Source organism: Neorhizobium vignae (assembly GCF_000732195.1).
Taxonomy (GTDB): Bacteria; Pseudomonadota; Alphaproteobacteria; order Rhizobiales; family Rhizobiaceae; genus Neorhizobium; species Neorhizobium vignae.
Map to the genome: position 1 here is coordinate 14299 of NZ_JNNU01000032.1, position 23326 is coordinate 37624.

The 23326-nt window shown below is 58.3% G+C and carries 27 protein-coding genes and 6 pseudogenes; 15 read left to right on the forward strand and 18 right to left on the reverse strand.

Annotated features, from left to right (window positions below):
* The first annotated feature begins 11 nt into the window (after nucleotides 1-11).
* Complete coding sequence (locus GQ59_RS28510; protein ID WP_037087919.1) at nucleotides 12-902, forward strand: alpha/beta fold hydrolase; 891 nt, start codon at nucleotides 12-14, stop codon at nucleotides 900-902.
* A 170-nt stretch (nucleotides 903-1072) separates the two neighbouring features.
* On the opposite strand, the gene GQ59_RS28515 is transcribed toward GQ59_RS28510, so the two are convergent.
* Nucleotides 1073-1603 carry a DUF4142 domain-containing protein gene (locus GQ59_RS28515; protein ID WP_037087921.1) on the reverse strand — a complete coding sequence of 177 codons (531 nt, stop codon included), beginning with the start codon at nucleotides 1601-1603 and terminating at the stop codon, nucleotides 1073-1075.
* A 366-nt stretch (nucleotides 1604-1969) separates the two neighbouring features.
* Between GQ59_RS28515 and GQ59_RS31475 the strand changes: the two are divergent.
* Nucleotides 1970-2239: pseudogene (locus GQ59_RS31475) on the forward strand (DUF1206 domain-containing protein); the annotation flags it as partial.
* Here GQ59_RS31475 and GQ59_RS28520 read toward each other — a convergent pair.
* The 8 genes and pseudogenes from GQ59_RS28520 to GQ59_RS28550 form a co-directional block, all read right to left on the reverse strand.
* Entirely contained in the window at nucleotides 2215-2445 is a 231-nt protein-coding gene (locus tag GQ59_RS28520; RefSeq protein ID WP_051904253.1) for a DedA family protein, read from the reverse strand. The pseudogene GQ59_RS31475 and the gene GQ59_RS28520 overlap by 25 nt on opposite strands.
* Before the next feature lie 84 nt (nucleotides 2446-2529).
* Nucleotides 2530-3012 (reverse strand): pyridoxamine 5'-phosphate oxidase family protein, encoded by a 483-nt coding sequence (locus GQ59_RS28525; RefSeq protein ID WP_037087923.1) that lies wholly within the window; start codon nucleotides 3010-3012, stop codon nucleotides 2530-2532.
* A 526-nt stretch (nucleotides 3013-3538) separates the two neighbouring features.
* A pseudogene (locus GQ59_RS28530) lies at nucleotides 3539-4045 on the reverse strand (SDR family oxidoreductase); the annotation flags it as partial.
* A 320-nt stretch (nucleotides 4046-4365) separates the two neighbouring features.
* A pseudogene (locus tag GQ59_RS33190) lies at nucleotides 4366-4449 on the reverse strand (flavin reductase family protein); the annotation flags it as partial.
* A 57-nt stretch (nucleotides 4450-4506) separates the two neighbouring features.
* Entirely contained in the window at nucleotides 4507-5256 is a 750-nt protein-coding gene (locus GQ59_RS28535; RefSeq protein WP_037087926.1) for an SDR family oxidoreductase, read from the reverse strand.
* A 145-nt stretch (nucleotides 5257-5401) separates the two neighbouring features.
* On the reverse strand, nucleotides 5402-6406 hold the full coding sequence (locus GQ59_RS28540) for an AraC family transcriptional regulator (protein WP_037087929.1): 1005 nt from the start codon (nucleotides 6404-6406) through the stop codon (nucleotides 5402-5404).
* Between the two features lie 162 nt (nucleotides 6407-6568).
* Entirely contained in the window at nucleotides 6569-6820 is a 252-nt protein-coding gene (locus GQ59_RS28545) for an Atu4866 domain-containing protein (RefSeq protein ID WP_037087932.1), read from the reverse strand.
* Entirely contained in the window at nucleotides 6817-7383 is a 567-nt protein-coding gene (locus GQ59_RS28550) for an invasion associated locus B family protein (RefSeq protein ID WP_037087935.1), read from the reverse strand. The genes GQ59_RS28545 and GQ59_RS28550 overlap by 4 nt, the downstream gene beginning before the upstream one ends.
* A gap of 139 nt (nucleotides 7384-7522) precedes the next feature.
* On the opposite strand from GQ59_RS28550, the gene GQ59_RS28555 reads away from it, so the two are divergent.
* The gene (locus GQ59_RS28555; RefSeq protein ID WP_037087936.1) at nucleotides 7523-8422 is read left to right on the forward strand and encodes a LysR family transcriptional regulator; all 900 of its coding nucleotides are present in this window, start codon (nucleotides 7523-7525) and stop codon (nucleotides 8420-8422) included.
* Between the two features lie 250 nt (nucleotides 8423-8672).
* On the opposite strand, the gene GQ59_RS28560 is transcribed toward GQ59_RS28555, so the two are convergent.
* Entirely contained in the window at nucleotides 8673-9620 is a 948-nt protein-coding gene (locus GQ59_RS28560; protein ID WP_037087938.1) for an MBL fold metallo-hydrolase, read from the reverse strand.
* A gap of 93 nt (nucleotides 9621-9713) precedes the next feature.
* On the opposite strand from GQ59_RS28560, the gene GQ59_RS28565 reads away from it, so the two are divergent.
* Together GQ59_RS28565 and GQ59_RS28570 are read left to right on the forward strand one after the other, a co-directional pair.
* Nucleotides 9714-10667, forward strand: a complete 954-nt coding sequence (locus tag GQ59_RS28565; RefSeq protein ID WP_037087939.1) for a LysR family transcriptional regulator — start codon at nucleotides 9714-9716, stop codon at nucleotides 10665-10667.
* 129 nt (nucleotides 10668-10796) lie between these two features.
* The gene (locus GQ59_RS28570; protein WP_037087942.1) at nucleotides 10797-11477 is read left to right on the forward strand and encodes an IS6 family transposase; all 681 of its coding nucleotides are present in this window, start codon (nucleotides 10797-10799) and stop codon (nucleotides 11475-11477) included.
* An 87-nt stretch (nucleotides 11478-11564) separates the two neighbouring features.
* On the opposite strand, the gene GQ59_RS28575 is transcribed toward GQ59_RS28570, so the two are convergent.
* A complete protein-coding gene (locus GQ59_RS28575) occupies nucleotides 11565-12467 on the reverse strand; it encodes a LysR family transcriptional regulator (protein WP_152564486.1) in 903 nt (300 codons plus the stop codon).
* A gap of 92 nt (nucleotides 12468-12559) precedes the next feature.
* Between GQ59_RS28575 and GQ59_RS28580 the strand changes: the two genes are divergently transcribed.
* The gene (locus GQ59_RS28580) at nucleotides 12560-13576 is read left to right on the forward strand and encodes an NADP-dependent oxidoreductase (RefSeq protein ID WP_037087945.1); all 1017 of its coding nucleotides are present in this window, start codon (nucleotides 12560-12562) and stop codon (nucleotides 13574-13576) included.
* 480 nt (nucleotides 13577-14056) lie between these two features.
* Here the strand turns inward: GQ59_RS28580 and GQ59_RS28590 are convergent, their stop codons facing one another.
* From GQ59_RS28590 to GQ59_RS28600, 3 genes are read right to left on the reverse strand one after another with little or no spacing between them, the layout of a single operon-like run.
* A complete protein-coding gene (locus tag GQ59_RS28590; RefSeq protein WP_037087947.1) occupies nucleotides 14057-14272 on the reverse strand; it encodes a hypothetical protein in 216 nt (71 codons plus the stop codon).
* Nucleotides 14265-15071 carry an exodeoxyribonuclease III gene (gene xth, locus GQ59_RS28595; RefSeq protein WP_037087950.1) on the reverse strand — a complete coding sequence of 269 codons (807 nt, stop codon included), beginning with the start codon at nucleotides 15069-15071 and terminating at the stop codon, nucleotides 14265-14267. The genes GQ59_RS28590 and xth overlap by 8 nt, the downstream gene beginning before the upstream one ends.
* On the reverse strand, nucleotides 15068-15247 hold the full coding sequence (locus GQ59_RS28600; RefSeq protein WP_037087951.1) for a hypothetical protein: 180 nt from the start codon (nucleotides 15245-15247) through the stop codon (nucleotides 15068-15070). Before GQ59_RS28600 ends, xth begins: the two co-directional genes overlap by 4 nt.
* A 200-nt stretch (nucleotides 15248-15447) precedes the next feature.
* On the opposite strand from GQ59_RS28600, the gene ku (GQ59_RS28605) reads away from it, so the two are divergent.
* The 5 genes from ku (GQ59_RS28605) to GQ59_RS28630 all read left to right on the forward strand — a co-directional run bounded on the left by ku (GQ59_RS28605) (nucleotide 15448) and on the right by GQ59_RS28630 (nucleotide 18939).
* Nucleotides 15448-16350: a non-homologous end joining protein Ku gene (gene ku, locus GQ59_RS28605; protein WP_037087953.1), complete on the forward strand. Its 903-nt coding sequence runs from the start codon at nucleotides 15448-15450 to the stop codon at nucleotides 16348-16350.
* Between the two features lie 11 nt (nucleotides 16351-16361).
* Nucleotides 16362-17177 (forward strand): non-homologous end joining protein Ku, encoded by an 816-nt coding sequence (gene ku / locus GQ59_RS28610; protein WP_037087955.1) that lies wholly within the window; start codon nucleotides 16362-16364, stop codon nucleotides 17175-17177.
* 1 nt (nucleotide 17178) lies between these two features.
* Entirely contained in the window at nucleotides 17179-17511 is a 333-nt protein-coding gene (locus tag GQ59_RS28615) for a hypothetical protein (RefSeq protein ID WP_037087956.1), read from the forward strand.
* A 501-nt stretch (nucleotides 17512-18012) separates the two neighbouring features.
* Complete coding sequence (locus GQ59_RS28625) at nucleotides 18013-18414, forward strand: DUF2177 family protein (protein WP_037087959.1); 402 nt, start codon at nucleotides 18013-18015, stop codon at nucleotides 18412-18414.
* Between the two features lie 6 nt (nucleotides 18415-18420).
* Nucleotides 18421-18939: a hydrolase gene (locus tag GQ59_RS28630; protein ID WP_037087961.1), complete on the forward strand. Its 519-nt coding sequence runs from the start codon at nucleotides 18421-18423 to the stop codon at nucleotides 18937-18939.
* Between the two features lie 22 nt (nucleotides 18940-18961).
* Here GQ59_RS28630 and GQ59_RS28635 read toward each other — a convergent pair whose 3' ends face one another.
* Complete coding sequence (locus GQ59_RS28635) at nucleotides 18962-19216, reverse strand: DUF2934 domain-containing protein (RefSeq protein WP_037087963.1); 255 nt, start codon at nucleotides 19214-19216, stop codon at nucleotides 18962-18964.
* 179 nt (nucleotides 19217-19395) lie between these two features.
* Between GQ59_RS28635 and GQ59_RS28640 the strand changes: the two genes are divergently transcribed.
* Together GQ59_RS28640 and GQ59_RS28645 are read left to right on the forward strand one after the other, a co-directional pair.
* A complete protein-coding gene (locus tag GQ59_RS28640) occupies nucleotides 19396-20352 on the forward strand; it encodes an SDR family oxidoreductase (protein WP_037087964.1) in 957 nt (318 codons plus the stop codon).
* Nucleotides 20353-20363: 11 nt separating this feature from the next.
* On the forward strand, nucleotides 20364-20738 hold the full coding sequence (locus GQ59_RS28645) for a GFA family protein (RefSeq protein WP_037087996.1): 375 nt from the start codon (nucleotides 20364-20366) through the stop codon (nucleotides 20736-20738).
* Nucleotides 20739-20798: 60 nt separating this feature from the next.
* Here GQ59_RS28645 and GQ59_RS33665 read toward each other — a convergent pair.
* Nucleotides 20799-20918: pseudogene (locus tag GQ59_RS33665) on the reverse strand (DNA polymerase ligase N-terminal domain-containing protein); the annotation flags it as partial.
* A gap of 58 nt (nucleotides 20919-20976) precedes the next feature.
* The gene (locus GQ59_RS28650; protein WP_037087965.1) at nucleotides 20977-21285 is read right to left on the reverse strand and encodes a hypothetical protein; all 309 of its coding nucleotides are present in this window, start codon (nucleotides 21283-21285) and stop codon (nucleotides 20977-20979) included.
* Nucleotides 21286-21486: 201 nt separating this feature from the next.
* Here GQ59_RS28650 and GQ59_RS31490 point away from each other — a divergent pair.
* A pseudogene (locus GQ59_RS31490) lies at nucleotides 21487-21707 on the forward strand (Y-family DNA polymerase); the annotation flags it as partial.
* Nucleotides 21689-22118: pseudogene (locus tag GQ59_RS33195) on the forward strand (methyl-accepting chemotaxis protein); the annotation flags it as partial. The pseudogenes GQ59_RS31490 and GQ59_RS33195, both read left to right, overlap by 19 nt.
* A 230-nt stretch (nucleotides 22119-22348) precedes the next feature.
* Here GQ59_RS33195 and GQ59_RS28655 read toward each other — a convergent pair.
* Nucleotides 22349-23248 carry a LysR family transcriptional regulator gene (locus tag GQ59_RS28655; protein WP_037087966.1) on the reverse strand — a complete coding sequence of 300 codons (900 nt, stop codon included), beginning with the start codon at nucleotides 23246-23248 and terminating at the stop codon, nucleotides 22349-22351.
* Nucleotides 23249-23326: the final 78 nt, after the last annotated feature.

Below are 23326 nucleotides of genomic sequence, written 5' to 3' on the forward strand. Positions count from 1 at the left end.
GGAGAGAATTCGTGCGAACCATCAGCACCGGCACCCTTCAAATAGGCTACTACGAGCACGGCAAGCCAGAAGGCTGGCCCGTGGTGCTTAGTCATGGTTTCCCTTACGACATCCACGCATATGACGAGGTCGCCCCTGACCTGGCAGCTGCCGGAGCAAGGGTAATCGTCCCGTATCTGCGCGGATTTGGTCCCACGCGCTTCCTAGCGGATTCGACAATGCGTAGCGGCCAGCAGGCCGCGCTGGGAAGGGATATCATCGAACTTTTGGACGCTCTTGGTATCGAGAAGGCAATTCTGGCTGGATATGACTGGGGCGGCCTTGCCTCGTGTGTCGCATCAGCTTTATGGCCCCAGCGAACGGCAGGCTTGGTGTCTTACGCAGGCTATGACATTATCGACGTCGAGCGCCTTCGCCACGCCTATCACCCGGAACTCGAGCACGCTGTCTGGTATCAACACCTGTTTCAGCACGAGCGTGGCCGCGAATGCCTCTCGCTTCACCGTCACGACCTCTGCAAAGCCCTTTGGCGGCAATGGTCGCCAGGCTGGTCTTTCACCGAGGCCATGTTCGATCGAACAGCTGCTTCGTTCGATAATCCCGATTTTGTCGATGTGGTCATACATTCCTATCGCTTCGACTTTGGAAATGCGTCGGGAGACCCGGCGTTGGCTCATCTTGAGGAGCGCTTGGCGGAAAAACCGCCTATTATCGTTCCCGCGATCACCCTTGACGGAACGCAGGACCCGCTGAAGCCGGGTGGAACCGCCGATCATGCGCTCATGTTCAAAGCGCGGCATGAGCACCGCGTCTTGGAATGCGGCCACAACCTGCCCTGGGAGCGGCCACGGGAATTCGTTGATGCTGTTGTCCGCGTTCGCTCGTGGACAGCCGACGGCTGATTTTTTGTTGTCCCGCTGGTGGTTAATCAGACTCAATAATTTAGCTTCAGAAAGGCCGGAGCGACTACTCGCACCGGCCTCTGCCGCTCGCCTTCAACCGACGCCAGTACATCCGTGGTCGCCGGGAAAACGAAGCTCACACCGTTAGGCTGGACAAGGTACTCATGGGGTTACTTATCGAGGTCCTGAGCCATCTTATAGTGATGCTCGAGCGCCGGCAGGGTTTTTGCAGCCCACGCCTTCAGTTCTGCATTTTCTCCGCCTTCAGCGTAACGCTTGAATAGATCCACGGCGTCTTCATGCGCGTCGACCTGATCGTCGAAATACTCTTCTTTGAACTCGGCGCCGGAAAGCTTGGCGAGTTCGTCTACCTCTTCTTTGTGATCCTTGGTCAGTGCGGTGACCGGGTTTCCCTTCACCTTGGCCCCGGACAGCAGCGCCTTAAGCTCGGTGCTCGTTTTTTCGTGATCGGTGACCATCTGCTGCGCGAACGCCTTCGTCTGGTCGTCACCCTTTTGCAGCGCAAGCTTGCTCGACTCGATCTCGAACATATCGCTAGCAGACGCCTGCATGACGAAGTCTTCTGTCGTCGGCGCTCTGCCGATCAGCGAGTTCGCGCCGGTGCTCTCCGCGGCGGACTGCGCGAAGGCGGCGGTCGAGGCGGCGAAAATCATGGCTGTCGTGATGATGATCTTTTTCATATCGGTACTCCTAATTGCGGCACATGAACCTTTGAATAAGCAATTGGTTCCGGAAGAAACGGAAAGGCGGGCCGAATGGCGCCTCGACGGGACGGCAGAATGCGAGTGATGGTGACGCTGTCCCAAATCCCCTGGCGACGTGACCCGCCACGCAAAGCCGGTACGGAGCACCAGTGGGGGAAAATTCGTAAGCCACAATCTCTGAAGTCGATCAAACCTTCGGCGCGGTCCCCCAATAATCGGTTTACCCAGCGAACCGGGACTAAGAGCCATTTACGGTGGGCCTATTTTCTAAGGGCGGCGTCTCAAACTTTCTTCCGACTCAAGCGTTCAGGGTCGGTCCCTCGAACTCGACAGGCTCCTACCATGTCCACCAACGTCCACTTCGAACTGCTCGCCAAGCTCGGATACGCCGCACGAGGCATCGTGTTCATTCTCGTCGCTAGTCTTGCGCTGTTTTCGGGAATTGCGGGCGCAAAAGCCGATATGAAGTCGGCGTTGGCCGCGCTTCTCGAGCAGCCATTCGGACGATTGTGGGTCGCGACGATCGGGCTATGCCTTCTTGGCTTCGTTGCGTGGCGGGCAGCCCAGTCGTTCGGCGACAGCGATGGTCACGGCAGGTCGGGCAAGGCCATCATCCAGGGCAGCGTGCCGAGAAGGGAACCCGCCGTTCCTGCCGCGATCACGACGACGATGTTCATTTCGCCGCGGGTTGCGAGATAACCGGCGAGCGGCATTATCAATTCGGAGGGAATGGGTGGAAACACGTTTTCCTGAAACATCAGAAGCGCGATCCCGAGCGGACCGAGCGTCTGCATCATCGATTCAACGAACGCTTCCATTCAGGCTTCCATGCTCACCTTGCCGCGCGGCCACGGCAGTCGCCATGCCCGGGGGACGGCGGGCTCGCCGCTGTTCCCTCGGGCTCACATCTGGACCTTGGCATTCTCACCCATGTCAGGTTTCGAACTGGTCACAGCGGCGGCGGCCATCTTGATGTAGCTGATCACCGTTCCGGGGCTGTCCCAGTATTCCGCCGAGGACGGCGTGACCTTGAGGATGCGGATGGACGGATCGTCGGGGCTGTCCCACCAAGCCTTGGCTGGCGTCGCCCAGAGGTCCCGGATCTTTTCGCGATCGTTCTGCACCTCGGCGACGCCCGAGATGGACACGTATTTCTGGCCCTTGGAATCGGCAAAGGCAAGGCAGACATTCGGATGGCGAGACACCTCGTCGTCCTTGTGGCTTGCGACGTCCGTCAAGAAATAGAAGGCATTCTCGATACGCTCCGCATAAGCAGCCATCGGACGCGCCTTCAGATCCGTACCCGACTGCGTGGCGAGCATGCAGAAGCCGATCTTCTCGGCAAGATTCCAGACCTTGTGATTATCGTCTTCGGCGTCTGTCATATGCGACCTCCCTTTACTGACGGTCGAAACGAGCCGGTTGATCGGAAGTTCCATTGGATCCGCAGGCGTTAAGCCGCGACGCGTAGCGCGAAGTGTGTCACGAATGGAATTAACGTCTCACTTTTTCAATTCAAACAACCGCTTGCTAACACTCTTCGATCCCTTAGGCTTTGGTTTGATCCTGAAGCGCTTGACGGAATACAAGTTCCGAGAGCCGCGTCGCCAGGAAACCTTCTCCTTGATTTTGGAGGTATTCCACACGCCGTGCTCCGGCCTGTATGTTCGGACAAGGATCCCGCGATGATTGGGATTGCGAACGCACCCGTGAGAGGATTGGCGACATTACTCAAAATCGATGCGCTTAGGAGCCGCCTGGTTTCGAAGTGAGTTGCCCGTCTGACAATCAAGATCGCGCTCAACAAGCACGACCCTCGTTCGTCGGGGTACGAAACGCACCCCCTATAGCTCCAACTCACGCGATGAGGGATTCATCCCCGCTTGGTGTGAACATGGTGAACTCGGAAAGCTAGATCCGGGAACCACCTGTTGCATCGATCATCTGTCCCGTCGTCCAACGTGCGTCGTTGGATGCAGGAAGGCGATGACATCGGCAACGTCCTCTGCCTTTCCTACACGTGAGAAGACCGAGAGAGCTTCGGCACCAGCGCGGGCTTCCGGTGATGCCAGCCACTCGGCATTCATGTCGGTTTCCGTCACTCCGGGTAACACGGCATTAACGGTGATCCCGCGGGAAGCAAACTCAGGTGCCAGCGCCAATGTCAATGTCTCCAGTGCGCCCTTGCAGGCAGCATAGGCGGGGTGGATCGGGGCCGACGATACGGCCGTTGTCACGAATGTGATCCGCCACCGCCTGGATCAAGACGAACGGGGCTTTGTAATTGATCGTCATGATCTCGTCGAAAGCGACCTCATTTGTCTGCCTCAACGGCAGTGCTGGCGCGATGCCGGCATTGTTCACAAGAATAACTGAGGAGGCCGCGCCCGTCTCGTTGCGCGCCGCCTCGCTGAATTGAAACGACGTCGAGTTCTCGTACCGCTTGGCTGACACACGCTGGTGCTGGCCCATGTTGGAACCAACAAGCCAAGCGCCGTTCCGCGGACGCGCCGAAAACGGTGATTTAGTGAAAGTCTTTACACTGTTCGCTCGACCAACTGACGCTGGCGTCTGACGATAAAGCCACTGAATGCCATTACCCTCCAGCCAATTCGGCATTGCGCCTGTCGAGCGCTTCCTGAGTGCTGGCGCGAACATCTCCACGCCGAAGTCGATCGCTTGTTTCTGGACCTCCTCCGCGAACGGACGGAGGCGCTGGTCGTAGGTTCGGAATGCATCTCGCCGTCATCGCTCGTCGAGACCATGACGATCGGGCCAGGTTCCAGGACGCGATATGCTTGAGATACGGGTAATTCCTTCATGACAATCTCCGTTGAGAGGTCCCTGCATCAATGCAAGGACCCTTCAGGGCAGGTCTGTTACCAACCCTGTTCTACTGGCAGGACGAACAGTTCGGCGACGTCCACGTGGGCCGGGGCCTGGGCTGCGAAGACGATGGTGTCGCCGATATCCTCGCCCTGAAGGAAGGTCATCTGGCCGGCCAGCTCATCCATTTGCTTGCGGTAGCCCGGATCTGTGATGTGGTCGTAAAGCTCGGTGGCAACGGCGCCCGGCTGGATGCAGGTTACGCGAATGCCATGCTTCTGACCGACTTCCATACGCAGGCCATCAGAGAAAGCCGTCACCGCATGTTTCGTGGCGCAGTAGACCGACAGGCCCTTGAAGACTTTGCGACCGGCGATCGAGGACATGTTGAAGACGTGGCCGGAGTGCTGCTTGATCATCTGGGGCAAAACGGCGGCCGTCGTGTTGAGCAGGCCCTTCACGTTCACGTCTACCATCCGCTGCCACTCGTCGACCTTGAACTGGTCGATATCGGAGAGTGGCATCAGGCCGGCATTGTTGACGAGGATGTCGATCGAACCGTATGCGTCGATGAGCTTTTTAACACCCGTATCGACCGAGGTCGTGTCAACCACGTCCATCTCGATCACAAGGGCCTCTCCGCCCTCGGCTTCGATCTGTTTCTTGAGATCTTCGAGCTTGTCGGTGCGCCGTGCAGCGATACCGACCTTTGCGCCGGCTTCAGCAAGCTTGACGGCGGTAGCAGCGCCAATGCCACTCGATGCGCCGGTGACCAGTGCGATCTTTCCGTTAAGGTTGGTCATTGTCTTCACTCCTTGTCTCGAAGCCCACCACCGCGGTGGGCGTTTCGTTTTGACAAGGAGGAAGCTAAGCCGTTCATCGGCGCCCTTCTCTCGGGGCCTTGCTCGACCTGTCGCGATCTTGCTCGAAATCGCGACAGGTCGAAATTTATCCTCGTCGATAGTGGCTCGGCGGCAGGCCGGTTTCGCGACGGAAGACCTGGGCGAAGTGGCTTGGGCTTGAATAGCCGACGGACATGCCGATCTCGATGATGCTTGTATCCGTCTCCTGCAGGAGAAGCTGTGCCCGGGCTGTGCGCTGACGGATAAAGTAGCGCGAGGGCGAGAGCCCGGTCGCCTTTTTGAACAGACGACTGAAATGGAATTCACTCATGCCCACCGTTTCGGCAAGCTGCGCGAGATTGAACGGCTCGGCAAGATTTTCTTCGAGGTAGGCGACGGCGCGACGCAGCTTGAAGCCGGGAAGCGCATTTTGGCGATCGTCGGGGGCTTCGCTTGCGGCATAATTGCGGGTCAGATGCACGGCGAGGGTCTGGGCAAGGCCGTGGATGAACAGCTGGCTCCCCTTCCCTTCAGACGTCAGCTCCTGATGGATCAATGCGAGAAGGTGTGACAATTGCGTGTCCTTGCCCCCGGAGATGTCGCGCAGTGCAGGTGGGGCGGCGCAGCCCAGCACGTCGTAGGCAACGCGCTCGAACAGCGGGACGGAGAGATAAAGATGCATAACCTGGAAGGGCGCATCTCCGATCGCGTGCCAACGCAATTCGTAGGGGCTGGAGGATCGGGTCAGGAAAAAGTCGCCAACGGTGACTGTGTTTGCGACCCAGTCTCCGTCGAGGTCCCGCTCTTCGACAACGGCCTCTCCGGACATCACCCAGACGATCAGGGGTTCGGCAACAGCGGGAACGAGAAAAGGCTTCTGCTTGTTGAGCCGAGAATAGACCTGCACGAACATGTCAGTCCACGCCGGACTATCGCCACTGACAAGCGTGCGACCGGCTATATACTGTTCAAGCCCGAGCGGGGACGTCCGCTCGGGCGTTGCAATGACCTCTTCCAGTTCAGGCACGGGGGCCGCTGGATAACTGGGCTTACCGGTAACAGCCGGGGGTGGGGTCAAAACGTTTTGACGGGATGCTTCGATGTTTGCCAATGCGGACCCTCTCTTGAAGCCGGGCATAGCTGCTTAAGGTTCCCTGGAGCGTCAATGGAATGTCCCGGTTCACCCGCCGACAACCACCATTGATGATGCAATTACTCCATCGAAAGAAAACCGACCACGCCGGCAGGGTTTGCCGGCGTCATCATGACCTGACTACCGCCTGCGATAGAGAACCATTCCCGCGTGGTACAGGACGCCATCGACAAAATCGCCGTCGGCGGTAAAGCCGGTATCGTCCCAGTACTCGATATGGTTTCCGGACACCTCGTATCGTCCTTGATACGCACTTCCGCGGGACCCGCGCGCCTCGTCGTAGCGGCCATTCGGGAGCAATTGGTGCCGGATGCGACCATCTGCGGTCTCCCACATGCCGACATAAGGGTGCGAGAGCGGCTGGATGGTCATTGTGCCGCCTCCGTCTTGCCCAGGAACGACTGAATGGTCTCGGGCTCGACGATCCAGGCGTAGTTCAGTTCATGGCGGATTTTCCATTTGCCAGCGGTGCACTCCCAGCCCAGCTGCGAGCGGCCATCAAAAGCGATTACCTTGCCGTCAAGACGATCGATGCGGCCAACGAAGCCGAGCGTCGTCGAAGCGGCCGTGTCGCCGACGATCGCGTCGTTACCTCCGGTCAAGCCGTGGCGAACCGATCGGGCAGCGTTCTGCAACGCCTCCCAGTTGGCGCCGTAGCGAGCCGAGTTGTCAAAGAGCTGTGTGCTGCCAGGCGCGAAATTATCGTAGAAAACTCCTTTGGTGTTTTCCAGGTCGTAATACCGGTTCAGCTTCTCTGCGAAGACGAAATTGCCATCGCCTTCATGGCGTTCCCAGCCCTTCATGATCCAGTCGGCATGGAGTGCGAGAGGAGCATCGGCGCCTTCCCGAGGGCACGCGCTATCCTGTGCAGCGACAGGTCCGGCGCAGATCCCAAGAGCCAAAGCTGCTGCGAGTCTGATCTTGATGTGTGTCATGGGGATATCTCCTTCGATGATCGGTTGTTCTTGCCTGCCAGCCGCAGGTTGACTGGTCGGCCACGGGCAATAGGTAGACAAATTCGATTGTCGCCTGTATCCCCTTTTCGCTAACGTGATTGGTTAGCGAGATGCGACAATGACAATCGATTTAAACTTGCTGCCGGTGTTTCTGGCGGTCGCCGAGGAGGGAAATTTCAGGGCGGCCGCTGACCGCCTCGGCGTCACACGCTCGGCGGTTAGCCAGGGAATAAGACGGCTCGAGGATATTTGCGGCATCGCGCTCGTCAGCCGCACGACGCGCAGCGTGAGGCTCACCGAGGCGGGCAGACGCTTCCATGAAACCTTGTGTCAGCCAATGGCCGAGGTGAGATCCGCCTTCGAGAACGTGGCAGGTGACGCCAGACCCAGCGGCTTACTGCGGATCGCCGTTACATCGATTGCGGAACAATTTCTTTCCGGCCCGCTGATCGCGTCCTTCGCTGAAGCCCATCCGGGCATCACGATAGACGTCACCGTGACTGACGACGTCTTCGACATCGTAGCCGCCGGATACGATGCGGGGGTCCGGTTGGGTGATGTTATCGAGCAGGATATGGTCGCCGTGCCACTGACCAAACAAGAGAGAGAAGTGGTCATCGCAACGCCGCGATATTTTGAGGTCCACGGAATGCCTCGCCATCCTCGGGAACTCGTGCTTCATCGCTGTATCGGTTGGCGCCCCTCTCCAAGTGCTGCGCCTTACCGATGGGAGTTCGAGGAGAATGGCATACCTTTCGACGTCGCCGTCGAGCCGCAAATCACTACAAACGATCTAAATCTAATGGTCCGGACAGCGCTCGCCGGCTTCGGTATCACATTTGCGCTGGAGGAGACGTTTCGTTCGTACATCGATCGTGGCGAGTTGGTCATGGCGTTGGAAGACTATCTGCCGCCATTTCCAGGGTTCTTTCTCTACTTCCCAAATCGCCGGAATATGGCCCCGAAGCTGCGCGCGCTGATTGACCACGTTCGTGCATACAAACCGACGTCTTCCTAGCTGTCTCGCCAGGGCACCATGGGTTTTGTGCGTGGGGTTGGACGCGGTTAGTGCCCGGCTATTCGCTGATTCGGCCGGCCGAACCAGGCCAAGGCGGCGCAGATTGCTGAGAATGGGCACCTGGCTCCAGAAGGTCAGAGTGGCGAGACCCGCAGCGAAAACGACGTTCGTTCGCTATGGAAGAAGAGGCTGGTGAGGAGCCTCTTCACGGATCCGCCTATTTGGCCGGATGACAGCCGACAGTCCGACCTTAACCGTAGTTGATGGGCAGCCAGTCGAAATTTGTGCTGTCTTTGCGGACATGACCAATGCCAGGAAAGGCGATATGGGCGCCTGCCACCAGATATTTGCCCTCCACCGCCTGCATGAACGCAGTGTCGCGTGCAGCCACGGCGGCTTTCTGGTCGATATCGAATTCGATGGCGACGCCCGGTTCATCGAATTGTAGAATATCGCCATGGGTGATGTCGCCCCAGAATACGATCTTCTCGCCTTCGCTTTCCAGCGTGATGGCGCTGTGACCCGGCGTATGTCCCCCGTACAGAATGGAACCAAGACCTTGAACGGGTGCTGCGTTATCCGCGAAGGTTTCGAATTTCCTGGCCTCAACGTATGGCGTCACGCACTGATCCGCTTCGCCGAAATGCTGCTTGACCATGCCAGTCGCCGCCTTGGCGTTTGCCGCACTCAGCCAGAATTTCGCCTCGCGTTCATTGACCCGTAATGTGGCGTTGGGGAAAGTACGCTTGCCATTGCTCATCAGGCCGCCGGAATGATCGGTATGGATATGGGTGAGAACGACGTCGTCGATGTCATCCAGCTTGTAACCGGACGCCTCAATGTTCGACGCGAGCTTTCCGAGTGACGGGCCCAGATAGGTGCCGGTGCCTGCGTCGATCAGCACTAATCTTTCGCCGGTGTTGACCAGGAACGCGTTGACCGAAGTTGGTACCAGTTCGGGCAGAAAGGCATCATTCAAAGCGCCTTGCGCGTGTTGCTCGCTAGTGTTGGTGTAGAGCCTGGCGAGCGGCAGGGAAATGGTGCCGTCCGACAGGGCTGTGACCTCGACGGAGCCGATCTTCAGCCGGTAGAAACCCGGTGCCTGCAGATCGGCAAAAGGTGCCTTGGCGAAGACGATTGATGGTGCGAAGAAGAGGCCGGCCAGAGCGCTTTTGAGAATGGAACGACGGGATGGCATGGGTTTGCTCCTTACGTGAGGGTCCGGAACGGCTTGCAAGTTCCGGCCCATCAGCTAAGGATACTTCAGTCAGCAATCAAATCGATACAACTCATGAAAGTCATCGATCACTTCAATCTTCGATCATTCGACCTCAATCTTCTCGTAGCGTTCGATGCAATGATGGAAGAGATGAGCGTCACCCGTGCGGCCCAGCGGCTGAAAATTCAGCAGCCTGCGATGAGCCACAACATAGCGACCCTGCGCACGCTGTTTCACGATGAGCTTTTCATCCGTGTCGGTCAGGTGATGAAGCCCACCGCACGGGCGCTCAATTTGTCGGGCCCGGTACGGCAGGCTCTGCGGCAGGCGCAGGCGGCCGTGTTGATGGCGGATGCATTCGATCCGGCCACCGAGCAACGCACATTCCGGCTGGGGCTTTCCAGCGAGGTGGAACTGCTATTGCTGCCCGATCTGACCGCACGGTTGCGGGATATCGCACCGGGGATCCGAATTCTGGCTCGCGGCGGTGATGCGGCAGAGGTCGATGCGATGCTCGACGGAGGCGTCATTGATCTGTCTGTGGGGTGCAGCTATCTCCCAGATTCACGTCACCATAGCGAACCGCTATATCAGTCCAGCGTATTGTGCTGTTTCAATCCCCGATTGCTGAAGCTTTGCAATCCGGTCAATCTTGATGCTTATATGGCCGCACAACACGCGGTGATTTCGCAGACTGATAGTCTGCATGGCTGCGTCAAGGATGCGCTGGAGCATGCAGGTGCAGAACTGGAAGTCGTCGCGGCAGCTCCCGATTTCATGTCGATATTGGCCACCGCGCGTTCATCTGCAGTGATTGCAACCGTATCTTCGCGCATCGCGCTTCGTTATGGGCCGCTATTGGGACTTGAGGTCAGCCCGGTGCCACTGGCACTTTCTTTCCCACCCGTGGCAATGGTTTGGCCGCTCCACATGGACAGCGATCTGGGCTGTGCTTGGTTGCGGCAGCAAATCCGTGAGGCGATGCTGAGGACGAACGAGAGCAACGTCGCGGATATTGCAGCGTGATTCCATAAAGATCAGAGCGTCCTTGTTGGCCTCGCCTTGAAAGGATTTGGACCGCCGTACACATAGATAGTGATTTTGGTGAAGTTCATTGGCGGCAGACTATTTCTGCAATGACAGAGAGTAGCGGGTATGCCGACGTTCAAGCGCCATCGCTTCCCACCCCAGATCATCGCCCACGCGGTTTGGCTCTACTTTCGGTTTCCGCTGAGCCTACGCCTTGTCGAGGAATTGCCGCTGGAGCGCGGCATTGCCGTCTCCTATGAAACGATCCGCCGCTGGGGAAAGAAGTTCGGCGCGGATTATGCGCGTCGCCTTCGCCGCAAGAGGCCCAGCGGCAACGATGTGCGGCACTTGGACGAGGTCGTCGTCACCATCGCTGGCAGGAAGAACTGGGTATGGCGGGCCGTCGATCAGGACGGGTATGTATTCGACGAAATCGTTCAAAACCGCCGGCACACCAAGGCTGCCAGGCAATTGCTGACCCGTCTTTTGAAGAAGCAGGGTATCGCACCGAAGCGGATGATCACTGACAAGCTGCGCTCCTATGGAGCAGCCCGGCGGCAAGTCATGCCGCACGTCGAACACCGATCCCCTAAAGGCTTGAACAGCCGGGCCGAGAATTCTCATGCGCCCCTTCGAAAACGAGCGGATGATGCAAGGCTCCGTTCACCGGGAAGTCTTCGGCGCTTCATCTCCGTCTTCTCCGCTGTCCGTAACCTCTTCGTCTCACCCCGCTCCGCATTGCAAAACCGCGCTCACCGCATCCAGGCGACCGCAGAGTGGAAAGCTGCGGCCGGAACCACGTCCTGAGAGCAATCCCCAAGGCCAAACGTCCCCCGGCATTCCGATGTCAAGTTAAAGTGACATCGCCCGGCTTCGCCCAGATCGGCCCGCGCCCTAGGTCGCGCCAATTAAGATTTGAAGAAAGGCACGAACAGCCGGATTGGTGCGTCGGCTTTGGGGCCAGACCGCAGTGATGTTGTGTCTCTCCACCGCAAACTCCGAAAGGATCTGTGTCAACTGCGCGCGCTTGACCCAGGAAGTCGCGGCAAAACTTGCGGCCATTCCAATCCCCGCGCCGGCGGCGACTGCGGTGATCACACCTTCGCTTGCATCGACGATGATACCCGATGACGGAACGATTTCGACCTCGCGTTCTCCAACCCGGAACGGCCATCGAAAAAGCTGGCCCGTGCTTTTGTACCGCAGATTGACAGTCTCATGCTCCACCAATTCGTCCGGATGCCCCGGAGTACCATGTTCAGCCAGATATTCCGGCGATGCGTAGCAGCACAGTCGATGCGGCGATAAACGCCGCGACAGGAGACGCGAGTCGTCGAGTTCGCCGATGCGGATCGCCAAATCGATCCCCTCAGCGATAAGGTCGATCATGTGATCACTGAGACGCAAGTCAATCGTAACGCTTGGGTACCGCTTCCTGAACTCCGCAAGGGTCGGAGCGATGACATGTAGACCAATCGGAAGTGACGCGGCTATTTTTAAGTTGCCGGAGGGCGCCGCGCGGGCGGCCTTTGCGACTTGCTCGATATCTTCGGCGTCGCGCAGAAGGCGAAGCGCTCGCTCATGCAGTTCCCGCCCCTCGGTGGTCAGCGTCAATGAGCGCGTCGTGCGAGTGAAAAGGGAAACCCCGAGGCGTTGTTCAAGTCTCTGAACGCTCTTGCTGACGGCTGACGGAGAAATGGACAGCGATCGGGCTGCAGCTGTGTAGCTTCCCAGAGATCCAGCCTTCGCGAAAGCGATGAGACCCGTCAACCTGTCCAAAGCGATTTGTTCCGTCATGGAACTACTAAACGGAACTCCAGCCCGATTATCAATATCGACGCCATTCCTTATTTTCTTGCAGACAACAAAATTCAGAGACGGAGGTTACAATGACTGAGCTGATGAAAGCAGTCCGGCTGCACGAATTTGGTGGCCCCGATGTTTTAGTTTATGAGGACGCTCCTCGACCGGCACCAGCGAGTGGCGAAGTACTGGTCCGTGTCCACGCAGCAAGCCTCAATCCACCGGACCTCTACTTGCGTCACGGTTATCGAGCATTGCCTCCCGAATGGCGGCCCAACGCCACCTTTCCGCTGATCCTTGGCACCGACGTGTCTGGGGTCGTCGCGGCAAAGGGCGAGCTGGTCACGCAATTCAGCGTGGGCGACGAGGTCTACGCCATGGTCCGCTTCCCCGAGGACGTTATGAAAGGGAGCGGTGCTTACGCAGAATACGTCAGCGTGCCAGAATCAGAACTCGCAAAGAAGCCGTTAGGGATCGATCATCTCCAAGCATCCGGTGCGCCGATGTCGGCTCTTACCGCCTGGCAGTTTCTCGTGGAGTTGGGCCATGACGCACCAAATCCCTTTCAGCCATTTCCGCATGCCCCGATCCCGCTTGAGGGCAAACGTGTCCTGATCAATGGCGCGGGAGGGGGCGTCGGCCACCTGGCAGTTCAGGTTGCGAAATGGAAGGGTGCCATTGTCACCGCGGTCGCCTCTGGGAAGCACGAGACGCTTCTTCGCGAACTCGGCGCAAGCCAGTTCATCGACTACACCAAGTCTTCCATCGAAGCAGTCGGAAAGGATTTCGATCTGGTCATGGATTCCGTTGGAGGCCCCAACATCGAACGCTTCTTAAGGGTCATCAAGCCGGGTGGGGCTCTCTTCCTCGTCAATCCTTTGGGCTTTTCCGGCCAGGAGGAGGCCACAAAGCGCGGGGTTATCGTCTCATCCACACAGGTTCGCTCAAACGGCACCCAACTCGCGGAAATCGGTAGCCTTCTCGACGACGGCACAATTCGTGTCGTCATCGACAGCACGTTTCCGATGGCTGAAGCAGCTGCTGCCCATCAGCGCGCTTCGCAAGGGAGCATTCAAGGCAAGATCGTCCTCAGAGCGGCTTGATGACATCAGACGACAGGATCTCAGCCAGCCACTGAGGGCTCAACAGGAAGGCAAGCATGATGCTGATTGTCACGGGATGCATGCACATCGATCCATCCGACTTACGCAATTTCTTGCCGAACTGAAGGATCTTGCGATCGTGACGAGACAGCGGCCTGGAAACATCTCCTACGATGCCGCCATAGACGATCCCAAGACGGCAGGCTGCTGATCGCGGAACGCTGGAACGACCAGATGGCGCTGAGCGCACATCTTGATGCGAAGGAGACCAAAGCGTTCGTTGCGCAGTGGCAGGGACGCATACGGGGGGATCTGCGGAAGTTTGATGCTTTCAACGAAAGGGGCCTGCTGGATTGAAGAATCGTCTCGGGCGACCGGCCGCATCTCGTCAACTCAGAGGCGCGTCCGGGATTCTCTGCCTACTTATGAAACCGCCTGTTAGACGAGTACAACTCTGGAGGGAGAGGCCCGTCCAAGCCCTTACGTCGCAGCGGCCGGCCAGTCATTGGCCGGTTCCTCTATTGCGCCTTCCGTTGCGTCGTCTGCCGGGTCCGGGTCACGATCATCGGCAACCCGAAGCCGTTCGATCTCCTCGACCGCAGCTTGGAAAACATCCGCCTGTCGCGCGCCGGAGACAACCGCCTGATCAACCAAGTTTACAAGACCGTTTCGAAACTCTTCTCGCCAGTCATCCATTTTTCAGTCTCCTCCGTTTGATCGGTTTGTCGGATACCTCGATCCAGACCGGCGCATGGTCGCTCGTGTGCTCCCAGCCGCGTACATGCTTGTCGACCTCAGCCGTTTTCAGTCGCGCGGCAAGGTCGGGGCTAAGCAGAAAATGATCGAGCCTCAGTCCGGCATCGCGCGCATAAGCGTTCCTGAAATAATCCCAGAACGTGTAGATGCGTTCCCCGGGATGCAGTGCGCGTAGCGCGTCCGTCCAACCAAGGCCCACCAAATTGCGAAACGCTTCGCGCACTTCCAGACGAAAGAGCGCATCGTCCGTCCAGCGTTCGGGTTTGTAGACATCCAGCTCTGTCGGCATGACGTTATAGTCACCGACCAGCACGACCGGCACCTTGAGCTCCAGCAATTCGGCCGCGTAGTCGTGCAGGCGCTGAAACCATCGCAGCTTGTAGTCGAACTTCGGCCCGGGATAAGGATTGCCGTTTGGCAGATAGAGGCCGCCAATCACCACGCCGTTGACGATCGCTTCGATGTAACGACTTTGCTCATCCTCCGGCTCTCCAGGAAGCCCTTTTCGCGTCAGGTGCGGCTCCTGACCGCGGGAAAGGATGGCGACGCCGTTCCATGACTTCTGGCCATGCCAAACCGCATCGTAGCCGGCGGCTTCGATGGCTTTGGCAGGGAACTTTGCATCCGGCGCCTTCAGTTCCTGGAGGACGACGACATCCGGCTCAGCCTCGTGCAGCCACCGAAGCAGGACTTCAAGGCGACCGTTGACGCCATTAACGTTGTAGGTCGCGATCTTCACTTGCGCTTGTGATCGCCCCTATCGCCCTCACCCGGCTTGGCGTCATGTTTCGCGTCGTGACGCTTGTCGGCGGACAGGGAGCGGCCGACATCGACGGACTCCTTGAACTTGCCTTCTTCGTCGCGGCGGACGTAGCGTTTGTCGTTACCTGTATCGATGAGCTCACGTTTGGTCATGGGACTCTCCAGCGGTTGCGGTACGCCAATAACTCGCGAGCGGATGAAAAGATGCATCGATTCCAGCGCCTTGCTCCGAATCTTCTGGTTGCAGTGGAAGTTTGAATCAAGTCATTGAAAAAGAGTCGCTTTTCGCGCCGGAACGATTCGCGTGCTGATTCGGTTGAATCGCCAAAGTTGCGTTCGGTATGGAGAGTTCGATGGCAGGTCAGCGTGCCCAGTGGAAGGGGTTCATCAAGTTCGGCGAGGTATCGGCAGGTGTCGCGCTCCATACCGCGGCATCAACATCAGACCGCATCACGTTCAACACGATCAACAAGGCGACCGGAAACCGGGTCAACCGCGTCTTCATCGACAGCGAGACCGAAGAGCTCGTTGAGAAGGAGATGCAGACCAAGGGCTTCGAGATCGAGAACGGCCAGTACATCATCATCGATCCCGACGAGGTCGCTGCTACCATTCCGGAAAGCAACAAAACGCTTGAGATAGAGGCATTCATCCCTTGCTCCGATGTCGACGATGTCTATTTTGACAAGCCTTACTACCTGACGCCGGACAAGATGGGGTCGGACGCCTTCGCGGCGCTGCGCGACGGGATGCGGAAGACGAAGGTCGCAGCCATCGCCAGGACAGTTCTGTTCCGGCGGATGCGGACTGTCCTGATCCGCCCGCACGGTAAGGGCCTGATCGCGACCACCCTCAAATACGACTACGAGGTCCGCTCTTCTAAGAAGGCGTTCGAAGAGATGCCGAAGATCAAGATCGAGGGCGAGATGCTCGATCTCGCCAAGCACATCATTTCGACGAAGAAGGGCGACTTCGATCCCGCCACCTTCGACGACCGTTATGAGGCCGCACTCGAAGAGCTCGTGAAGGCGAAGATCGAAGGCAAGTCCCTGCCCAAGCCCAAGAAGGTCGAGGTGTCCAAGCCAAACGACCTGCTCGCCGCTCTCCGAGAGAGCGCTGGCATGATGAAGGCTCCCAACGACAAGCCGAAACGCACTGCCGCCAACGCCAATGCTGGACTTAGGCAGCGCGCCGCGCGCGGGGCGGCATCGAAATCCGCCGCTTCGAAAACTGCCCCGCATCGCAAGTCCGCATGAGGAGACCAACCATGGCACTGCGTCCCTATTGGAAAGGCTACCTCAAGCTCTCCCTCGTCACCTGTCCGGTGAACATGACCCCCGCGACGTCGGAATCTGAGAAGGTTCGCTTCCACACCCTCAACAAAGAGACGGGCAACCGCGTCGTCTCACAATACATCGACTCCGTGACTGGCGAACCCGTGCGGGATGACAACGAAGCCAAGGGCTATGCGCGCGGCGAGAACGACTATGTCATCCTGACCGAAGACGACCTCGATAACGTCGCCCTCGATACGGTAAAGACCATCGACATCGAGAAGTTCGCGCCTGCCGACAGCATCGAGTGGGTCTACCTGGAGAAGCCGCACTACCTGATGCCCGATGATGCGGTTGGCAATGAAGCCTTTGCCGTGATCCGCGACGCGATGAAGGCAGACAAGGTCGTCGGAATATCGAAGCTCGTCATCGGGCGCCGTGAGAAGGCAGTCGTTCTGGAGCCGCGCGACGAAGGCATCGTGCTATGGTCCCTGCGTTTCGGCGACGAGGTGCGGCCGGAAGAAAACTATTTCGAGGACATCGAAGACGAGGCCGACCCCGACCTCGTCCCGCTCGTGCAGAAACTCATAAAACAGAAGATAAAGCGCTGGTCGCCAGACATGGTCAGCGATCCGATCCAGGAGAGCCTTCTCAAGCTTATTGACGAGAAGACGAAGGCGCTCAAGCCGAAGAAATCGACCAAGAGCAAAAAAGCCGACGAGGTCGAACCGAAGTCAAACGTGGTCAACATCATGGATGCACTTCGCAAATCAGTCTCTGCCGAACTGAAGAACCGGAAGGCAGGTTGAGATGATCGACGAAACAGAGATCACGCTGTGCGAACCAGCGCCGTTTCTTTATCATGAGAACGGCAAGATTGCCGTCACTGACGGCTCGACCGTCTGGCTGGTGATCGTGACATGCGAAGCGATCAAGGCTGCGGCTTCACCTCCGGAGAAAACTCTTCAACGGCTAATCCGCTACGCAGAGTTCTATCGCGACCTGGCTGCAGCCGCGATTGTTAGGGGCGAGGATGTCGATGGAAAGGTGTGGATCACCGAGGCGGCGGTCATGGCCTCGAACCCGCAAGCCCTGAAGATGCCGAGCGGTCTGGGAGGCAGGCTTGCCCAGAATGGTTCGTGAGTTTAACGGTTACCGGATTTCGATCTACAGTCCGAATGACCACTTTGCGGTGATCGCAGGGGCGGGAAGTAATGCGGTTATCGATCTGAAGGAAAATCAACCGCGGTCGACCGTGGTGGAAGGCGCGTCCGTCTGCCTGGATCGAGCGCAAAAACTGATGAAGACACTTTCGGAACGTCAGCTCGCTAAAATACGCATTTGTGCCCCGTAGCAGTTGCATCTCGGGCTAGACGCATCTGTTTGAGAACCGCTGTCTTCTTTTCCCGTTCCGATATCTGTCTGTCGATGATTTCGTATGCCGCGTCGGTCGTCGCGTCGAGCTTTTCGGTTTTTGTGAGTTTCGGCTTCAGTGCTTCATTTTCCATTTTGTCTAAATAGGGCGATGAAGGCGCCCAGCAAGGATGAACTCGAGCCCCCTTGCCCCCGCGCGAACGCGGCCGCGGAACAAGGTAGCGGCGACCGTGTTCACCCAGTAAGGCTCATCGTACAAGGACACAACGGATGAAGACGCTAGGTATCGCCTACGCCGGAACGCTGATTTCATTTCTGCTGATCGATGCGATCTGGCTCGGTGTCGTTGCTAAGAACTTCTATCGCGAACAACTCGGTGAGCTGATGCTGCCGTCTCCGAATTTCGCTGTTGCTGCGGTGTTCTATCTCTTCTTTGCGATCGCCATTGTAATGCTCGCGGTGCGTCCAGGCCTCGAAGCTGGGTCGTTGTGGACGACCCTCGGTTACGGCGCGGTTCTTGGTCTCGCAGCATATGGCACCTACGACATGACCAACCTGTCGACCCTGAAGGCTTGGCCGGTTCCGCTGACGATCGTTGATCTGGTTTGGGGCACCGTCCTGACCGCCGCGGCGAGTGCGTGCGGTTACGCTGCGGCACGCCAGTTCGGGTAAAGGCCCGTGATCTTCTTCACAGGCGACACACATTTTGGCGACACTCGCGTCCTGCGCATCGACCGTCGTCCGTTTCCGGACATGGCATCGCATGATGCTGCACTCATCGAGAACTGGAATGCCGTCGTCGGGCAGGATGACGAAGTCTGGCATCTCGGCGATTTCATGTCGGTGAAAGGCGGAGATTGTGCCGACTTGCTTGGAAAGCTGAACGGGAGGAAACATCTTATCGTCGGCAATAACGATCCGGAGACAACGACCGGATCCGAGGGGTGGGAAAGTGTCCAGCACTACGCCGAAATCCGAGAGGGTGGCAATCACCTGATCTTGTGCCACTACGCATTCCGGACGTGGAATCAGATGGGCAAAGGATCGATCAATTTACACGGCCACTCGCATGGTCGACTAAAGCCCGCACCGCGCCAGTTGGATGTCGGTGTCGACGCGAAGGGACTGAAGCCGGTAAGCCTGACCGAAATCCTCAATTCCGGGACGAACACGAAAGGCTCTGCCAACGGCATGTAGTTCGCCGCAGTGTGTGGCTTCATCACACGACAGCTGGGTCAGTTGCGTCGTGGGAGCGTCCGGGGTCTTTAGGCTCCAGCGAATCGCGTTGCGCATGTTTCTCGTCCTCACGATCATCCTGGTCGATCAGGTCTTGGAGGGTCTCGTGTTCATCGTCGCCAGCGATTTCATCCAGCGCTTGATCCCAGTGGCGGGCGGCCGCGCCTTCGGGGCGCCCTTCGTTCTCCCAGATTTCATAGGCTCTTTGCTGGATGCGCTCGTATTGATCCCTAGCCATCGTCTAACCTCTCAGAGAAACCTGAAGCCATAGCATTCACTTGCGAATATAAGCGCGTGGACGCCGACAAGTTCCTCCTCAGGTATCATGACTGTTTGCGTTGGTTCGAATGCCCTCAACCTTGCGAACAATTCCGCGTCCTAACCGTTTGGGTTACTCAAAACGATGGAGACAGGAAGATGACCGCAGCATTTACCGCGGCAAAGCAACGCGAAATCCAGGAACAGGTCGCCGAGGCGGACCAGCAGGAGGCCCCTCCCGAACCGCGTGCGATGCAGGCCGGCGCTCGTCTATACCCCGAGCCGCCCTTTCCAGAGCAGCATCAGGACAAGCCCGGTGACGAAGCCGCCCTTGTGCCGGCGACCATGTATGACGCGCCGTTCTACATCGGTTCGGCCAAGCTGAAGGACAAGGTAGCGCTGATCACCGGTGGCGATAGCGGTATCGGGCGATCCGTGGCGGTTCTGTTTGCCCGTGAGGGTGCCGATATCGCGATCGTCCATCTTGACGAAGATGCCGACGCCGAGGAGACGGCGGCCGCCGTCGAGAAGGAAGGTCGCCGCTGCCTGGTGATCAAGGGCGACGTGAAGGAGTCCGGCTTCTGCCGCGAAGCCGTCGAACGAACAGTTTCCGAGTTTGGAAAGCTTGATGTCCTGGTGAACAATTCGGCATTCCAGGTCCATACCTACGACATCGTCGATCTGACCGAGGATCATTTCGATGAGACGTTGAAAACCAATCTCTACGGCTATTTCCATATGGCCCGCGCCGCCGTCCCGCACCTCAAGAACGGCTCGGCAATCATCAACACCGGCTCTGTCACCGGCTTCGACGGCGAAAAGACACTGCTCGATTACTCAATGACCAAGGGCGGCATCCACGCCTTCACAAAGTCTCTCGCATCGCAGCTCATCCCCAAAGGCATCCGCGTGAACTGCGTCGCCCCAGGGCCTGTGTGGTCACCGCTCAATCCAAGCGACAAGGAGCCCGAAAAGGTCGCTGAGTTCGGCTCCGGCACGCCGATGAAGCGCCCGGCCCAACCGGAGGAGATTGCGCCCGCCTATGTTTTCCTCGCCTCACCGCAATGCTCGAGCTACATCACCGGCGAGATCTTGCCTATCGTCGGAGGGTATTGAGGATGCCGGTCATGACCGAACGACGGGGTTCATGCCGATGCGGCCGGGTCTCATTCGCAGTAAAAGGTGAGCCGACACGCATTGGCATCTGCCATTGTACGGACTGCCGCGTCGAGAGCGGATCGGCTTTCACCTATTTCGGCATCTGGCCTGCGGACCAGTTCACCACCGCGGGCGAGACGACTGTGTTCGAAGGCCGCAGGTTCTGTCCGTCCTGCGGCTCGCGTCTGTTCGCCTACGATGAAACAGAGGCCGAGATCAAACTTGGAAGCCTGATTGAGGCCCCGACTGATCTGCTCCCGGTTTACGAGCTTTGGGTGAAACGTCGAGAACCCTGGCTCGCGCCGATCGAGGGTGCGGAGCAATTCGACGAGGATCGGCTGTAACGTCTTTTTACGCTGCGACCTTTCGGGATTTCGCAAGCCGCTTGATGGCCGGCTCGAATGGTCGCTGGCCGTCACAATAGTTCGCAGGCGGTTGGACGGTTTGACGCCCCGCTCGCCGCTAGGCTCCCTGGTCTTCTTGAAATCCCGCTTCGACCGATATGTCGAAAGACTGCCAGCCATGATCTCGTAACTCCGCGACACGATACTAACGGAGCTGGTCTGACCGGCTCCTGATTGATCAACGTCCCGATACCCAGATTGCGTCCAGATCACCGAAACTGCGCTGCACGGCGGCGATCTTCGAGGCTGCAATGTCGGCCGACACTTCGATCTCTCCCTTGAGCGGCGCATCGGTCCGCACATTGCCATCGCGCCGGACGTCCCCTCCCGAGGGCGCAGATCCCGCCGAGTTTTCAGAAGCGACCGGCTGCACGAAAATGTCTGACCGGGAGATTCCATGCTGCTGGACCAGATGTTCTATCGCAAGGTCCGCGGCCTCACGGGTCCTGAATGTCGCGCGGATTGTCGTGGTGCTATCATCAGACATAGGTTTCTCCATGGATTTTGGTCGCCGACTACCTAACGTCGCCCGGGTCATGTGGTTTCGGGTCTTGAGGGAAAACTCAACCTTATCGGGTTGGATTCGTGCCGGCCGGCTGCTATGTTCTCTCTTTGTTTTCATCCGCTTTGAACGATCCCACTGAACGTCACGGCTGCAACACCCGCTCGCAAGATTATCCATGTGGACATGGATGCCTTCTATGCGTCGGTGGAACAGCGGGATAATCAGGAGCTGCGCGGCAAGCCTCTCGCTGTCGGCGGAGCGGCGGCTCAGGTGTGGTTGCTGCAGCAAGCTACGAAGCCCGCGAATTCGGTGTCCGGTCGGCAATGCCTTCGGTAACGGCGGCTCGCAAGTGTCCGCAGCTGATTTTCGTCAAGCCGCGTTTCGAAGTCTATCGCGCCATCTCCTAGCGATCGCAACCGCTGCCCAAGAACAGTCGGTCGGTCTGGCGCAGGTCAACACCGCCGTCAACCACATGGATCAGTCGACCCAGCAGAACGCGCGATGGTCGAGGAAATGAACCGGCCGGCGCCGGTCTGGCGCAGGAAAGCGCCAAGCTTAACGACCTTCTCTCGCATTTCCAGCTCGGCGGCAACGGTTCCTCCGGCCAACTTCGCGAGACGGTCGCCCACATGCGCGCTCCGGCAGGACGTGCACCTGCTCCGCGCTCGCAGCCCGCCGCTCCAAGCCCGCCGCCGGCCTCCTCGCCAAGCCGACCGTTGGCATCGGCACCGAGCCGGCCAATGCCGTCCCGCGCCCCCATCTCGCGCGGCAATGCCGCAGTCGCTCAGTCTTCGGACGAGTGGGAAAAGTTCTGAGCCCTTGCGGAAACGCAAGGTTCAAGAGAGGTTTTGCGGTAAAACATAGCTGGTTCACCGGTGCAGTCGCGACGGTGACCAGCTTTCCCATATCGGCGCAAGGCAGTCAGACGCATTCGATGAGCGTATGCAGAACGGCTTTACGTGACCGCCATCATTGCGATGGTTGATCGCCTTGAAGGGATCTGAACCTGCGACCCTGTCCCCCACACGGCTATTCTTAGTGGCTATCAGCTATCTCGCACAGCATGCTCACGGATCAGGTCTATGAATGCCCGCAGTTTGGAGGGCATGTGCCGCCGCTGTGAGAAGTAGAGACTGAGACCCGGATACGACGGAGACCAATCTTTGAGAACTGGAATGAGGTCGCCCGAAGCGATGTGTGTGCCGAGTGCATGTTCCCCCAGATAGGCGAGGCCGAAGCCGGCTAAGGTTGCCTCGAGTACCAGGTCCGACGCATCGAATATCAGGTGACCCGGGACATCGATCAGAAAGGTCTCTCCGCGCTTTTCGAATTCCCAGCGATAAAGCCTTCCGCCTGGCATGCGCATCTGAATGCACCGATGCCGGGACAGGTCACTGGGCACAACAGGTTGGTCGCGACCTTCGAAGTAGCGCGGCGACCCAACGACGAAGGAGCGCATTTTCAATATGATGGGCACCGCGACCATGTCGGGGGAAATCGCCTCGGTGAGACGAATGCCGGCATCGAACCCCTTGCCGATCACATCGACCAACGCATTCTCGGTGACGACTTCAAGCTCCACTTCCGGATAACGGCGGGCATATTCCAGCAGAAGCGGTTGGAGCAGGATGCGCGCCGCACCCGGCGCCATGTTCAGCCTCAACCTTCCCGAGGGCCGATCCGCATGTTCCCCGACATTATCGATAGCTTTTTCCAGCGCCTGCAAGGCCGGCACGATTTCGGACAGGAACTGCGCCCCTGCCACGGAAAGGGTTACGCTACGCGTAGTGCGGTTGAACAGCCTTACGGCAATGCGCTCTTCCAATGCGGCGATCGCATGGCTCAAAGCCGATGAGGACATGCCGAGCTCCCGCGCGGCAGCTCGGAATCCGCCATGGCGAGCCACCGCAGCAACCGCCTCCAGTTCGATGAGACTCGCCCTCATTGCGCGATCCAGTTCATCAGCTCGTCCAATTTTGTCCTACTATTCGCAACACATAACGCATGCCATTTTCCCCGTTAA

Excerpts from the sequence above, each read along its gene's own strand:
- GQ59_RS28515 (WP_037087921.1), bottom strand. The coding sequence starts at position 1,603 with ATGAAAAAGATCATCATCACGACAGCCATGATTTTCGCCGCCTCGACC.
- GQ59_RS28520 (WP_051904253.1), bottom strand. The coding sequence starts at position 2,445 with ATGGAAGCGTTCGTTGAATCGATGATGCAGACGCTCGGTCCGCTCGGG.
- GQ59_RS28525 (WP_037087923.1), bottom strand. The coding sequence starts at position 3,012 with ATGACAGACGCCGAAGACGATAATCACAAGGTCTGGAATCTTGCCGAG.
- GQ59_RS28535 (WP_037087926.1), bottom strand. The coding sequence starts at position 5,256 with ATGACCAACCTTAACGGAAAGATCGCACTGGTCACCGGCGCATCGAGT.
- GQ59_RS28545 (WP_037087932.1), bottom strand. The coding sequence starts at position 6,820 with ATGACCATCCAGCCGCTCTCGCACCCTTATGTCGGCATGTGGGAGACC.
- GQ59_RS28550 (WP_037087935.1), bottom strand. The coding sequence starts at position 7,383 with ATGACACACATCAAGATCAGACTCGCAGCAGCTTTGGCTCTTGGGATC.
- GQ59_RS28555 (WP_037087936.1), top strand. The coding sequence starts at position 7,523 with ATGACAATCGATTTAAACTTGCTGCCGGTGTTTCTGGCGGTCGCCGAG.
- GQ59_RS28560 (WP_037087938.1), bottom strand. The coding sequence starts at position 9,620 with ATGCCATCCCGTCGTTCCATTCTCAAAAGCGCTCTGGCCGGCCTCTTC.
- GQ59_RS28565 (WP_037087939.1), top strand. The coding sequence starts at position 9,714 with ATGAAAGTCATCGATCACTTCAATCTTCGATCATTCGACCTCAATCTT.
- GQ59_RS28570 (WP_037087942.1), top strand. The coding sequence starts at position 10,797 with ATGCCGACGTTCAAGCGCCATCGCTTCCCACCCCAGATCATCGCCCAC.
- GQ59_RS28575 (WP_152564486.1), bottom strand. The coding sequence starts at position 12,467 with ATGACGGAACAAATCGCTTTGGACAGGTTGACGGGTCTCATCGCTTTC.
- GQ59_RS28580 (WP_037087945.1), top strand. The coding sequence starts at position 12,560 with ATGACTGAGCTGATGAAAGCAGTCCGGCTGCACGAATTTGGTGGCCCC.
- GQ59_RS28590 (WP_037087947.1), bottom strand. The coding sequence starts at position 14,272 with ATGGATGACTGGCGAGAAGAGTTTCGAAACGGTCTTGTAAACTTGGTT.
- GQ59_RS28600 (WP_037087951.1), bottom strand. The coding sequence starts at position 15,247 with ATGACCAAACGTGAGCTCATCGATACAGGTAACGACAAACGCTACGTC.
- ku (WP_037087953.1), top strand. The coding sequence starts at position 15,448 with ATGGCAGGTCAGCGTGCCCAGTGGAAGGGGTTCATCAAGTTCGGCGAG.
- ku (WP_037087955.1), top strand. The coding sequence starts at position 16,362 with ATGGCACTGCGTCCCTATTGGAAAGGCTACCTCAAGCTCTCCCTCGTC.
- GQ59_RS28615 (WP_037087956.1), top strand. The coding sequence starts at position 17,179 with ATGATCGACGAAACAGAGATCACGCTGTGCGAACCAGCGCCGTTTCTT.
- GQ59_RS28625 (WP_037087959.1), top strand. The coding sequence starts at position 18,013 with ATGAAGACGCTAGGTATCGCCTACGCCGGAACGCTGATTTCATTTCTG.
- GQ59_RS28635 (WP_037087963.1), bottom strand. The coding sequence starts at position 19,216 with ATGGCTAGGGATCAATACGAGCGCATCCAGCAAAGAGCCTATGAAATC.
- GQ59_RS28640 (WP_037087964.1), top strand. The coding sequence starts at position 19,396 with ATGACCGCAGCATTTACCGCGGCAAAGCAACGCGAAATCCAGGAACAG.
- GQ59_RS28645 (WP_037087996.1), top strand. The coding sequence starts at position 20,364 with ATGACCGAACGACGGGGTTCATGCCGATGCGGCCGGGTCTCATTCGCA.
- GQ59_RS28650 (WP_037087965.1), bottom strand. The coding sequence starts at position 21,285 with ATGTCTGATGATAGCACCACGACAATCCGCGCGACATTCAGGACCCGT.
- GQ59_RS28655 (WP_037087966.1), bottom strand. The coding sequence starts at position 23,248 with ATGAGGGCGAGTCTCATCGAACTGGAGGCGGTTGCTGCGGTGGCTCGC.